General features: G+C 71.5%; 11 protein-coding genes. 7 read left to right on the top strand and 4 right to left on the bottom strand.

The window, feature by feature from the left end:
* Positions 1–31: 31 nt before the first annotated feature.
* The 3 genes from P9K36_RS20995 (at position 32) to P9K36_RS20985 (ending at position 2758) form a co-directional block, all read left to right on the top strand.
* Positions 32–535, top strand: coding sequence for a cupin domain-containing protein (locus P9K36_RS20995; RefSeq protein WP_278305929.1), 504 nt, complete (start codon positions 32–34; stop codon positions 533–535).
* Between the two features lie 140 nt (positions 536–675).
* Positions 676–1815 carry an acyltransferase gene (locus P9K36_RS20990; protein WP_278305928.1) on the top strand — a complete coding sequence of 380 codons (1140 nt, stop codon included), beginning with the start codon at positions 676–678 and terminating at the stop codon, positions 1813–1815.
* Entirely contained in the window at positions 1805–2758 is a 954-nt protein-coding gene (locus tag P9K36_RS20985) for a phosphatase PAP2 family protein (RefSeq protein WP_278305927.1), read from the top strand. The genes P9K36_RS20990 and P9K36_RS20985 overlap by 11 nt, the downstream gene beginning before the upstream one ends.
* Before the next feature lie 7 nt (positions 2759–2765).
* Here P9K36_RS20985 and P9K36_RS20980 read toward each other — a convergent pair whose 3' ends face one another.
* The gene (locus P9K36_RS20980; protein ID WP_179697101.1) at positions 2766–4031 is read right to left on the bottom strand and encodes an FAD-dependent monooxygenase; all 1266 of its coding nucleotides are present in this window, start codon (positions 4029–4031) and stop codon (positions 2766–2768) included.
* 99 nt (positions 4032–4130) lie between these two features.
* Here P9K36_RS20980 and tesB point away from each other — a divergent pair, with 99 nt between their 5' ends.
* The 3 genes from tesB (at position 4131) to P9K36_RS20965 (ending at position 7249) form a co-directional block, all read left to right on the top strand.
* Positions 4131–5030: an acyl-CoA thioesterase II gene (tesB, locus tag P9K36_RS20975; RefSeq protein WP_078947062.1), complete on the top strand. Its 900-nt coding sequence runs from the start codon at positions 4131–4133 to the stop codon at positions 5028–5030.
* Positions 5031–5329: 299 nt separating this feature from the next.
* Positions 5330–5668, top strand: a complete 339-nt coding sequence (locus P9K36_RS20970) for a P-II family nitrogen regulator (RefSeq protein WP_010683623.1) — start codon at positions 5330–5332, stop codon at positions 5666–5668.
* 81 nt (positions 5669–5749) lie between these two features.
* Positions 5750–7249 (top strand): ammonium transporter, encoded by a 1500-nt coding sequence (locus tag P9K36_RS20965; RefSeq protein ID WP_043381174.1) that lies wholly within the window; start codon positions 5750–5752, stop codon positions 7247–7249.
* A 154-nt stretch (positions 7250–7403) separates the two neighbouring features.
* On the opposite strand, the gene P9K36_RS20960 is transcribed toward P9K36_RS20965, so the two are convergent.
* Both P9K36_RS20960 and trmD read right to left on the bottom strand, forming a co-directional pair.
* Entirely contained in the window at positions 7404–8573 is a 1170-nt protein-coding gene (locus tag P9K36_RS20960; RefSeq protein WP_278305925.1) for a phosphoserine transaminase, read from the bottom strand.
* 352 nt (positions 8574–8925) lie between these two features.
* Positions 8926–9675: a tRNA (guanosine(37)-N1)-methyltransferase TrmD gene (gene trmD, locus P9K36_RS20955; protein ID WP_043381166.1), complete on the bottom strand. Its 750-nt coding sequence runs from the start codon at positions 9673–9675 to the stop codon at positions 8926–8928.
* A gap of 75 nt (positions 9676–9750) precedes the next feature.
* On the opposite strand from trmD, the gene P9K36_RS20950 reads away from it, so the two are divergent.
* Entirely contained in the window at positions 9751–10470 is a 720-nt protein-coding gene (locus P9K36_RS20950) for a methyltransferase domain-containing protein (protein WP_278305924.1), read from the top strand.
* Positions 10471–10477: 7 nt separating this feature from the next.
* On the opposite strand, the gene P9K36_RS20945 is transcribed toward P9K36_RS20950, so the two are convergent.
* Positions 10478–11611, bottom strand: a complete 1134-nt coding sequence (locus tag P9K36_RS20945; RefSeq protein ID WP_278305923.1) for a Rieske 2Fe-2S domain-containing protein — start codon at positions 11609–11611, stop codon at positions 10478–10480.
* Positions 11612–11880: the final 269 nt, after the last annotated feature.

Here is an 11880-nt window from a genome sequence, read left to right as displayed (position 1 = left end):
GCGGGCCGCGCGCCGAGGTGCGGAGCTGACCGTGAAGAAGTTTCTCGTCGCCGCCGCCATCCTGCCGGTTCTGGTCGGCGCCGGCGCCTTCGCCGAGATCCGGCTACACGAGCAGGGGCGTCCCGTCGCCAGCACGGCGATCCGGCCCGGCGGGGCCGCCTTTGCCCCGGCGCCGATCCCGGCGCACTGGGTCGTCGCGGGCGATCCGGTCACCGAGGTCGCGGAAGTCGCGCAGACCCATGACGGGAGCGCGCAGGTCTACCTGTGGCGCACCACGGCCAGCACGTTCCGCTGGACCCACCACGCCGACGAGATCGTCACCATCCTCGACGGCGAGGTCTTCATCACCGACGCGGATGGCCGGCGCCATCACCTGACGCCGGGCGACGTGGCGCATTTCCCCGTGGGATCCGTCCAGCTCTGGGAGGTGCCCGGGACGCTGCTGAAATCGGCCATCCTCAAGCATCGCAGCCCCACCCTGATCGAGGCGTCCCTGCGCTGGCTGCGCCGGGCCCGCGCCCTCGTCACCGGCTGAGATCAAGGCGCGGCCCGCCGGTGCGTCCCGACGCGCGGCGCTGCGCGGGCGCCGTCGAGGGTGGATTCAGCAAGCGGGTGATACGGCTTGCTAAAGCATGGCGCGGCATCATCCGGTTCCCGATGCCGCGAACCGATCTCATGGCCCGACACCGCGACACGCAGCTCGACGCCGCGCGCGGCCTCGCCGTGCTGCTGGTCCTCTTCGGCCACCTCCTGCAGCCCGTCTTCTACGGCCCGTCGGGGCCCAACCCGGGGCCCGCCCTCGCGGTCTGGCGGGTCATCTACGCCTTCCACATGCCGTTCTTCTTCCTGCTCTGCGGGATGGTCGACCGGGTCAGGGGGGATGAGGATATCGCCGCGGCGAGCCTCTCCGCCCTGAAGCTCGTCCTCACGGCGCTGGCGTTCAGCACCCTCGCGCTGATCCCGCCGCTTCTCGACGGCACCGTTTCGCCGGGGAGCGCACTCCTCGACATGCTGCGCGCCCGTGACCTCAGCCTGAGCGTGCTCTGGTTCCTGGTCGCCCTGGGGCTGGTGCGGGTGGTGTACGCCGCCGCGCTCGCCCTGGCCTTTCCCCATGCCTATTGGGTCGTTCTGGGCGGCGCCCTGGCCGTGTCCTGGATCTGCAGCGCGCAGGCCTTCCCGTTCTGGCAGATCCACGCGCTCCTCGGCGCCCTGCCGTTCTACGTCGCGGGCCGGCGGCTCGGCCGGCGCGCGTTCGACGCGTCCGCGCTGCTCGGCGTCTGCGGTCTGGCCGTGCTCCTCCTCTGCGCGCCGCGGAACTTCGTCCATGTCGCGACGGGGCAGTACGGCAACCCGGCGCTCTTCGCCGTCACGGCCGTGGCGGGCTGCGGGTTCATGCTGGCGGTCGCGGGCCGGCTGCGCGGTCCGCCGTGCGCGGTGGCGGCCTTCCTGGGGCGGACGAGCTTCGATCTCTACATCGTCAGCGGCGCCTTCCTGCTCCTGGCGCCGTATCGTCCGGACTGGGACAGGTGGGGTCTTCTGGTGCTGCTGGCCGCCGTCGGTCTGCCGCTGCACCTGCTGGTAGCCCTGTCGCTGCGAGGGCCGATCCGGGCCGTCCGCAGGGGCGCCGAGGGCGTGGTCGACGGGCTGGCCGGCCGATGGCGCCTGCGGGCTCGGATCGACGCGCCCGGGTCGACGCGGCGATGCCGGGCTTTTCCGATGCGGATCCTTAAGACTTGTGCGGGACCATCCCCGGCCAGTCCGGCCTCAAGACCTTCGATGACAGCGCCACACGCGATCGGCCCCGATGTTCGCTGAGCGCCCCCGCGGCCGCGTCGGCAGCTGGCCTCTGATCGCCGCCATGCTGGTCGCGACCGGCGTCTGGATGGCGATCGCCGGGCTGCGCTTCGCCTGGGACAGCGCGCTCGTCACCCTCGGCGCCTGCCTGGGCCTCGAAGCCCTGGCACTGGTCTATCGCACGCGCCGTCCCGAGCCGCGCATCGCGGCCACGCTCGACGGCCTGGCGCAGGTCATCGCCTTCAGCGCCTGCGCGGCCGCCCTGTCCTACGCCGTGGCGAGCACCGGCGGGCCGCTCTGGGACGCGACCTTTTACGCCTGGGACCAGCGGCTCGGTCTGGACTGGCGCGCCTACCTGGCCTTCGTGGACGGCCATCCGCGGCTCGGGCTGGTGCTCTCGCTCGCCTATCGCAGCCTGATCCTGCAGACCATGCTGGCGGTCATCTTGCTGGGCTTCAGCGGCCGGTTGCGGGCCCTGCAGGACTTCGTCCTCGCCTTCGCCATCGCCGGGACCGTGACGGTCCTCATCTCGGCGCTGACGCCAGCTATGGCGAACTTCGAGTTCCTGGGACTGTCTCCGGCAGACTTCCCCCAGCTGGAGCCGGCCGCGGCCGACGTCCATGTCGCGGATCTGACCGGCCTGCGCGACGGCACGCTCCGGACGATCTCCCTCGATCGTGTCGAGGGCATCATCACGTTTCCGAGCTTCCACGCGGCTTTGGGCGGCCTCTACATCTGGGCCTTCTGGAGCGTACGCGCGGCGCGGTTCCCGGCCCTCCTGGTCAACGCCCTTCTCATCGCCGCCACGCCGATCGACGGGGGCCACTACTTCGTCGACGTGATCGCCGGACTGGTCGTCGCCGCCCTGGCGATCTGTGCCGCGCGGGCCCTCGGGGGGAGGCCGGCTCCGGAGGCCGACCGCCCGCTCGTCTCCGAGTCCGGTCCCGCTCCGGAGCGGGCCTGACGCCCGCTCAGAGCGCTTCGCCCCGCATCAGACGCGGCCGGGATCCGCGCGCGGCCGCGGCCTCGCCGATGAAGAAGCGCTTGAGCCCCGGCAGCCGGTCCACGATCCCGAGGCCGAGGTCGCGGGCGAGGCGCAGCGGCAGGGCGTCGTTTGAGAACAGACGGTTCAACCCGTCGGTGGCCGCCGCCATGGCGAAGCTGTCGAAGCGCCGGGCGCGTTCGTAGGCGCGCAGCACGTCGGGTCCGCCGGGATCGAGCCCGAGACGCAGCGCCTCGGTCACGGCCTCGGCCAAAGCCGCGGCATCCGCGAGCCCGAGATTGAGGCCCTGGCCGGCGATCGGATGGATCACGTGGGCGGCATCGCCCAGCAGGGCGAGGCGCTCGGCCCGGAAGGCGCGGGCGATGCCGAAGGCCAGGGGATGCCGGCTCGGGCCGTGCTCCAGCGCGAGGGTCCCGAGATCCAGGGTGAACCGCCGCTCGATCTCGGCCAGCACCTCGTCGGGCCCGCCGGACAGCAGGGCCTCGGCGTCGTCCGAACGTTCGGTCCAGACGATGGAGGAGCGGTGCCCCAGGGGGCCGCCGTCCCGCAGCGGCAGGATCGCGAACGGGCCGGCGGGCAGGAAATGCTCGACGGCGCGTCCCCCGTGCGGCCGGGCATGGCCGATGGTCGCCACGATGCCGACCTGCGGGTAGGACCAGCCGACCCAGCCGATCCGCGCCGCCTCGCGCAGCCGCGAGCGCGCCCCGTCGGCGGCCACCAGCAGATCGCCCCGCAGGGTCTCGCCGGTCGTCAGCACCGCACCGATCGCCGCACCCTCCGGCACCGCGCGCATGACTCCCGCGGCGACGATCGACACCCCCGCCCCCCGGCAGGCCTCCGCCAGGGCTTCGGCCAGCGGTTCCGCCTCGATCATGTGGGCGAAGGGTTCGCCGGGGTCGCGGTCGTCCTCCGCCTCGCGGCCGAAGGTCAGGAAGACGGGCCGCACCGGGTCGGCGAGGCGGCTGTCGCTGATGACCATCTCGGTGATCGGCTCGGCCGCCTCCGCGACGCGGGGCCACAGGCCGAGGCGGTCGAGCATCCGCCGGCCGCCCGCCGCGAGGGCGTAGGCGCGGCCGCGATGCCGCCCGGGATCGGCGCGGCCCGGATCGATCACCGTCACGGCGAGCGCCGGTCCATGGGCCTGCTTGAGCGCCAGGGCCAGGGCGAGGCTGGGCAGGCCGCCGCCGGCGATCAGGAGGCGGCGGCTGCCGGGTCGGGGCGTCTCGGCCGTCATCGTGGCGGATCTCCTTCGGTCGCGCATGCGGGACGCGTGGATTGGTGCATTCGAAAAGCCTATGTCGCACGCGGACAACGAACGGAAACCCCGCGGGTCATGACCGACGCCAACACCGACGCGATGACGGATGCCGTCGCCGAGCTGATCGCCATCCTCGATCTGGAGCGCCTGGAGGTCGACCTGTTCCGCGGCCAGAACCCCAAGACGGGCTGGCGGCGGGTCTTCGGCGGGCAGGTGGTGGCGCAGGCGCTGGTCGCCGCGACCCGGACGGTGCCGGACGACCGCCCGGCCCATTCCCTCCACGCCTACTTCCTCCTGCCCGGGGACCCCCGGACGCCGATCGTCTACGAGGTCGAGCGCATCCGGGACGGACGGAGCTTCACGACCCGCCGGGTCAAGGCGATCCAGCACGGGCGGGCGATCTTCGCCACGACCGTCTCCTATCAGGTCGTGGAAGAGGGCCTGACGCACCAGCCGGCGATGCCCGCGGTGGCCGGACCGGAGGGGCTCCTCGACGGCAAGGCCCTGGCGGCCGCCGGCGGCACCGGGATGCCGGAGGCGATCGCGGCCTATTTCGGTCGCGAGCGGCCGATCGCCCTGCGGCCGGTCGACCTGAACCGCTACCTGCCCGCGGGCGCGGGCGGCCGGGCCCCCGACCCGATCTTCAATGTCTGGCTGCGCGCGGCCTCGGCGCTGCCGGACGATCCGGCGCTCCATCGGGCCGTGCTGGCCTACGCCTCCGACATGACCCTGCTCGACGTCTCGCTGATCCCGCACGCCCGGTCGGTGTTCGATCCGGCGATCCAGGCCGCGAGCCTCGACCACGCGCTCTGGTTCCACCGGCCCGTCCGGATCGACGACTGGCTCCTCTACGCGCAGGACAGCCCGGTCGCGGGCGGCGCCCGCGGCTTCGCGCGGGGCCAGATCTTCGACCGGGCCGGCAACCTCGTGGCCTCGGTCGCCCAGGAGGGTTTGATCCGCCCGATCCGGGATTAAAACGCGATCCGGCGCGTGCGTTGCCGATCCGCAACATCGCTGTGTGCACGGAATCGTGCAGTTTGCCTGATCGTTGTGCGGCTCCTGCGCCGGGTCTGCCCGGGATGTGATCGATCCGGGCTAATCGATGGGCAGAATGACGATCCGCGAAAATGTTCCCAGCCAAGCGCGACTGGCATAGTCCTTGAATAGCGGCTTGCGACCGCGGGTCATCCCGAGCTTGCGGATGGTCCGGGCCGGGCCATCCCGCAGTCGGGTGACGGCAACGGTTCCCAAGGACTTCGAAGGGGGCGTCGCCCATGAAAATCGTGATGGCCATCATCAAGCCGTTCAAGCTCGAGGAGGTGCGCGACGCGCTCACCGGAATCGGCGTCCACGGCCTGACGGTGACGGAAGTGAAGGGCTATGGCCGCCAGAAGGGCCACACCGAGATCTACCGCGGCGCGGAATACGCGGTGAGCTTCCTGCCCAAGCTGAAGATCGAGGTCGCCGTCGCCTCCGACCTGACGTCCAGCGTGATCGACGCCATCGCCGGGGCTGCCCGCACCGGCCAGATCGGCGACGGCAAGATCTTCGTGATGCCGCTGGAGAAGGCGGTGCGCATCCGGACCGGCGAGACCGACGCCGACGCCCTCTGATCCGCGGCCCGGCGCGTCCGGGCCCGCCGATGTCGAGACCTTCTGACACAACACGGATTTAAGACCGGGAGCCACGTGCCCATGAAACTTCGTCATGCCCTCATGCTCGGCTTGGGAGGGGCGGCCATCGCCGCCCTCCTGATCGAGCCCTCCCTCGCACAGACGCCGACCCCGGAAGCCGCTTCGCCGCCGCCGTCGCCGATCCCCAACAAGGGCGACACGGCCTGGATGATGATCTCCTCGGCCCTGGTGCTGATGATGAGCATCCCCGGCCTCGCGCTGTTCTACGGCGGCCTCGTGCGCACCAAGAACATGCTGTCGGTGCTGACGCAGGTGTTCGCGATCGTGTCGATCGTCGGCCTGCTCTGGGTGTTCTACGGCTACAGCCTCGCCTTCACCAACGGCGGCGGCCTCAACGATTTCGTCGGCGGTCTCTCGAAGGCCTTCCTGAAGGGCATCGACGCGAACTCGACGGTGGCGACCTTCTCGAACGGCGTCGTGATCCCGGAATACGCCTATCTGTGCTTCCAGATGACGTTCGCCATGATCACGCCCGCGCTGATCGTCGGCGCCTTCGCGGAGCGGATGAAGTTCTCCGCGCTGGTGGTGTTCACGATCCTCTGGGTCACGATCATCTATTTCCCGATGGCCCACATGGTCTGGTACTGGGCCGGCCCGGACGCCGTCGGTAACGCCGCCAAGGCGCTGGCCGCGGCCACCGACGACGCCTCGAAGGCGACCGCCCAGGCGGCCCTCGACGCGGTCAACAAGGATGCCGGCTTCCTCTTCCAGAAGGGCGCCCTCGACTTCGCCGGCGGCACCGTGGTCCACATCAACGCGGGCATCGCGGGCTTCGTCGGCTGCCTGATCATGGGCAAGCGCATCGGTTACGGCCGCGACCTCCTCGCCCCGCACTCGCTGACCATGACCATGATCGGCGCCTCGCTGCTGTGGGTCGGCTGGTTCGGCTTCAATGCCGGCTCGAACCTCGAGTCCAACGGCACCGCCGCGCTGGCGATGCTCAACACCTTCGTGGCGACCTGCGGCGCCGCCGTGGCGTGGTTGTTCGCCGAGTGGGCGCTCAAGGGCAAGCCGTCGCTGCTCGGCATGCTGTCGGGCGCGGTCGCCGGCCTCGTGGCCGTCACCCCGGCCTCCGGCTTCGCCGGCCCGATGGGCTCGATCGTGCTCGGCCTCGTCGCCGGCGTGGTCTGCTTCGTGATGTGCTCCACCGTGAAGAACGCGCTGGGCTACGACGACTCCCTGGACGTCTTCGGCGTCCACTGCGTCGGCGGCATCCTGGGCGCGCTCGCGACCGGCATCCTGGTCGATCCGAACCTCGGCGGCGTCGGCATCCCCGACTACACCTCGAAGCCGGGCGAGCTGGCGGTCGGTGCCTACGACATGGTGAGCCAGGTCATCATCCAGGCGGAGGCGGTCGGCCTGACGCTCCTGTGGTCGGGCCTCGGCTCGGCGATCCTCTACAAGCTCGTCGACGTGACGATCGGCCTGCGTGTCACGCAGGAAGAGGAGCGCGAGGGCCTCGACATCGCCGATCACGGCGAGCGCGCCTACAATTACTGAGACGGGACGGCGCGGCCCTGCGGGGCCGCGTCCAGGCAAACGAAAACCCCGGCTCCGAAAGGGCCGGGGTTTTTTAGTCAGGCCGTCATCGCTTCGCTGCGCCGCGCTCGCGATGACGATGCGGGGCTGCGACCGGGCATCGACCCCGACGCTTTTACGCCGCCCGCGTCAGCGCCGCCTTCTCCTCCGCGAAGGCCCAGTCGAGCCAGGGCGTGAGCGCCTCCAGATCGGCGGTCTCCACGGTGGCGCCGCACCAGATCCGCAGGCCCGCCGGGGCGTCGCGATAGGCGCCGATGTCGAGGGCGACGCCCTCGCGGTCGAGGCGCTCCACGATCCCCGCCGCGAAGGCCGAGACCGCCGCATCGCCCCGGGCGAGCACGTCCGGATCGGCGATCACGAGGCAGACGCCGGTGTTGGAGTAGGTGGCGGGATCGACGGCCAGCGGCGCGATCCAGGGCGTCCGGGCGACCCAGTCGTAGATCGCCCGGGCGTTGGCGTCGGCCCGCGCGTGCAGCGCCGGCAGTCCGCCGATCCGCTCGGCCCAGTCCAGGGTGTCGAGATAGTCCTCCACCGCCAGCATCGAGGGCGTGTTGATCGTGTCGCCCTTGAAGATGCCCTCGATCAGCTTGCCGTCCTTGGTGAGGCGGAAGATCTTCGGCAGCGGCCAGGACGGCGTGTGGCTTTCCAGCCGCGCCACGGCGCGGGGCGAGAGGATCAGCATGCCGTGCGCCGCCTCGCCGCCCATCACCTTCTGCCAGGAGAAGGTCACGACATCGAGCTTGTCCCAGGGCAGGGGTTGGGCGAAGGCCGCCGAGGTCGCGTCGCAGATCGTCAGGCCCTCCCGGTCCGCCGCGATCCAGTCGCCGTCCGGCACCTTCACCCCGGCCGCGGTGCCGTTCCAGGTGAAGACCACGTCGCTCCGCTGGGTGTCGATCGCCGCGAGGTCCGGCAGGATCCCGTAGGACGTCTGGTGGATGCGGGGCGCGATCTTGAGCTGCTTCAGCGCGTCGGTGACCCATTCCTTGCCGAACGCCTCCCAGGCGGCGACCTCGACGGGCTTCGGCCCGAGCATCGTCCACATCGCCATCTCGACGGCGCCGGTGTCGGAAGCCGGCACGATGCCGATCCGGTACCCGGCGGGCACCTGCAGGACGGACCGCGTCAGGTCGATGGCCCGGGCGAGCTTGGCCTTGCCGAGGGGCGAGCGGTGCGACCGGCCCAGCGCGGCGTCGGCCAGGGCGGCCGGGGACCAGCCGGGCCGCTTGGCGCAGGGGCCGGAGGAGAAATGAGGCACGCGCGGGCGCTGCGTGGGGCGGCTGGTCATGACGGATCCATCCTTGCAGAGGGACGCTCCTCCGCGGGGAGACGTGTCCCGGCTCGCGCATGCGCCGAAACCCGCCGGCTTGCAAGCGCTTGTTCCGTCAGCAGTCTTCGCGTCGATGCCCCTGCCCGGGACAATGCGTCGAGACGCGGGGAACAGTCGATTAATCCAGGCCCGTTAGCCTTAATGCGGTGCCGCGTTGCGTTTGAGGTGCGCCGATGTCTTTCCACAGCGCCGCGATATTGGCGATTTGGTCAGTTCTTCTCTTGGTTATTGGGGCCTTAATACCCCGCGTCGTGCTGGCGAGCCGGACGCCGCGGCTCGTGCCGCAGCCGCTGCAGCTCGATCCCTTGGACTACGACCGCGACGGCCCGGTGATCGACCTCGAGCCGGCCTGACCGGGGTCGCCCCCGGCGCGCAGGTCCGGGCGCCGCTCGGCGGTGATCCGCTCGGCTTCCGCCCGCCGCCAGCGGGCGATGGCGGCATGGTTGCCGCCGGAGAGGACGTCCGGGATCGCGCGTCCCTCCCACGCGCGGGGCCGCGTGTAGTGCGGATATTCCAGAAGGCCGCCCTCGAAGCTCTCCTCGACGCCGGATTCCATCTTGCCCATCACGCCAGGTAGGAGCCGTACGCAGGCGTCGAGCACCACCAGGGCGGCGATCTCGCCGCCGGACAGGACGTAGTCGCCGATCGAGACTTCCTCCAGGCCGCGTCCGGCGATCACGCGCTCGTCGACGCCCTCGAAGCGGCCGCAGACGATCAGCGCGCCCGGTCCCGCCGCGAGGTCGCGGACGCGGGCCTGGGTGAGCGGCCGGCCCCGCGGCGACATCAGCAGGCGCGGGCGCGGATCCTCCGCCCCGGTCGCAGCGTCGATGGCGGCGCCGAGCACGTCGCAGCGTAGCACCATCCCGGCGCCGCCGCCGGCCGGCGTGTCGTCCACGGAGCGGTGGCGGCCGAGGCCGTGCGCGCGGATGTTGCGGGCCTCCAGGGTCCAGTCGCCCCGCGCCAGGGCATCGCCCGACAGGGAGACGCCCAGCGGGCCCGGGAACATCTCCGGATAGAGGGTGAGGATCGTGGCCCGCCAGGGCGTGTCCGCGCGTGTCATGGCGCTTGATGGCGTGACGGGTGCGGCACGGTCAACGGACCCGGCACCGTCGGGGCCCCCCGCGGGTTGTCGGCCATGATCCGTGCCCTCGCTGTCCTCTCCGTCGCCCTGGCCGGCCCGGCCCTCGCCGCCGAGCCGCTGGGCCCCCCGGGTGCGCCCGCGGGCGCCTTTCCCAGGCCCGACCGGCCGGTGGCCGAGATCGTCGCGCCGCGCTGGTCCTCGGAGGCCGAGCGGGACAAAGCCGGCGAGTTCGAGCAGGTCGCCAAGGGGATGGGCATCGCCCCCGGCGAGACCGTGGCGGATATCGGCGCCGGCAGCGGCTACTACGTGGTGCGGCTGAGCCCCCGGGTCGGGCCGGCGGGCCGCGTGCTCGCCGAGGACGTGACGCCCGCCTACCTGTCGGCCCTGGAGACGCGGGTGAAGGCGCTGAAAAACGTCACGGTGGTGCGGGGCGAGCCCCACGATCCGCGCCTGCCGCCGGCCTCGGTGGATGCGGCGATCCTCGTGCACATGTACCACGAGATCACCCAGCCCTTCGGCCTGCTCCACAATCTCGCTGCGGCGATGCGTCCGGGCGGCCGCGTCGGGATCGTGGATGCCGACGCGATCCCCTCGCGGCACGGCACCCCGCCGGCGCTCCTGCGCTGCGAACTCGCCGCCGCCGGCTACCGGGAGACCGGCTTCCAGCCGCTGACCGACGGGGCCTATCTGGCGGTCTTCGCGGCGCCCGCGCCGGAGGCGCGCCCGAAGCCGGAGGCGATCCGTCCCTGCCGGGACGACGCGACGGCGCGGTAGACGCGCCTCAGGAGCGCCAGCGCAGCTCGCGGCGCTCCAGCGGGTTGACGAACGGGCGCCCGTCGCGGGCCGATTCCAGGGCCTCGCGCTTCAGCCGGAAATACCATTGCGAGGGCAGGTCGCCCTGGCCGAACAGGACCATGGTGGGCTTGCGGTCGAGCCCGTCCTGCGCGTGCTGAAGCACCTGCTGGTCCTGGGTGAGGAACTGCCGCATCAGTGGGCGCGCCACCGGCTTGAGCAGGTTCAGGGCCGGCATGCTCCAGTAGAGGGCGTTGGTGAGCAGCGTCCGGTCCGGCGTCAGCGGCGTCGCGAAGGTGTAGTTCGCCACCCGCTTCTCACCCGCGCGGATGCGCTCCAGCCGCACGCCGGGCAGGCGGAACTCGATCTCCACCTCGGGAACGCCGCCGAGCAGGCGGTAGACCGGCGAGCTTGTCGTGGTGGCGTGGCTCGTCATCACGAAGCCGTGGGGCACCGGCTGGAAGGTCTTCACCTTCTCGCGGAGCTGCTTCGAGGGCCGGAACCACCACGAATCGTGGACGAAGGCGACGTGCCCGGGATCGACGAGGCTCAGGGTGGTGAGGTCGAAGGAGGCCTCGACCACGAGTTCGACCACGAGGGAGCCGGCCGGCGCGAAATCCAGTGTGGGCACCTCCGACACAGCCCCGGTGGCGGGACCGATATGCGGGTTGACCCAGAGGAAGCCGGCGCTCTCGCGGATGGGGAAGCGCTGCACCTGGATGCGGGAGAAGTCGGCCGCGTCGTGCTCCGACAGGGTCGGGACATCGCGGCAGCGCCCGTCTGTGCCGAAGCGCCAGCCGTGGAACGGGCACATCAGGGTATCGCCGTCGAAGCGGCCCTTCGACAGGGCCATGCCGCGATGGGGGCAGCGGTCGCGCAGCGCGAAGGGCATGCCGTCGGGGGCGCGGCCCAGCACGATCTGCTCGCCGTTGAGTTCCACGGCCCGCAGCCCCGTCCGGCTGCCTGCCGTGCCGAGGCTCCGGGCCTGCCCGACGCAGTACCACGCATTGCCCAGAGGCTGGCGCATCGCGTCGGGATCGAGCGCGGCCTCGTCGGCGGGACGTTGCGGATTGGCGAAGGGCGCGTTCAAGGCGGTACGGGCTGACCTCGGGGCACCCGTCATACGCCCCGCCGGAGATGCGGGGAAGCGCGGGCCGGGAGAGGACAAACGGGCGCAGGCGCGGGGCTTCACAAGCCGGGCGCGGCCACTTACCTTCGCGTCACCCGCAACCAACGAAAGGAGGTGATCCAGTGTCTCATTGTCATCAGCCGTGTGTCTCGGCTCATCGGACCTGGACCGTCGCCTCCGGCGCGTCGCTCTAAGACGCGTCAGAGACCCGATCTCGGGACAGTTCCGCCGGACAGCACGGTTCGGCAATGGAAGGGCCACCC

Source organism: Methylobacterium sp. 391_Methyba4 (assembly GCF_029691625.1).
Classification (GTDB): Bacteria; Pseudomonadota; Alphaproteobacteria; order Rhizobiales; family Beijerinckiaceae; genus Methylobacterium; species Methylobacterium fujisawaense.
This window is presented reverse-complemented; position numbering and strand designations above follow the sequence as displayed.